Raw genomic sequence first — 308 nt, 5'->3', positions numbered from 1 at the left:
CAGATAGTTTCTTCGCCTGTTTTCCATCTGCGCAGACAAAAAGATCAGATAGACGCCTCGATGCAGCTGATTGATGGCGAGTTTTTCCTCCTCAAGGGATTAATAGTGGTTGCGAATTGGGAAACCAGTAAAGCCAGAAGTCAGGCAACGGTTAACTCGTATGCGACTATAGCTAGTCGTCACCAAAAGCTAGTTAGTGACGGTTCAATCCGTCTAGAAAATAAGCGGGGCGTGGTTACCCGGGATATTGCTTTTGCTTCTCCTTCTGCAGCAGCGGCCATAGTGTTAGGTACCTCCGCCAATGGTAG

General features: G+C 48.1%; 1 protein-coding gene. It reads left to right on the top strand.

Annotation, left to right across the window (positions count from 1 at the left end; all coding sequences use genetic code 11):
- Nucleotides 1-60: 60 nt before the first annotated feature.
- Nucleotides 61-308 (top strand): DUF4357 domain-containing protein (locus tag QP415_RS11270; protein ID WP_285100123.1); only part of this gene is annotated, 248 nt, incomplete at its 3' end.

Source organism: Pauljensenia sp. UMB3104 (assembly GCF_030217285.1).
In the GTDB taxonomy this organism is placed as follows: Bacteria; Actinomycetota; Actinomycetes; order Actinomycetales; family Actinomycetaceae; genus Pauljensenia.
Note: the sequence above shows the minus strand (reverse complement) of the source record. Positions and strands in the feature narration are given on the sequence as shown.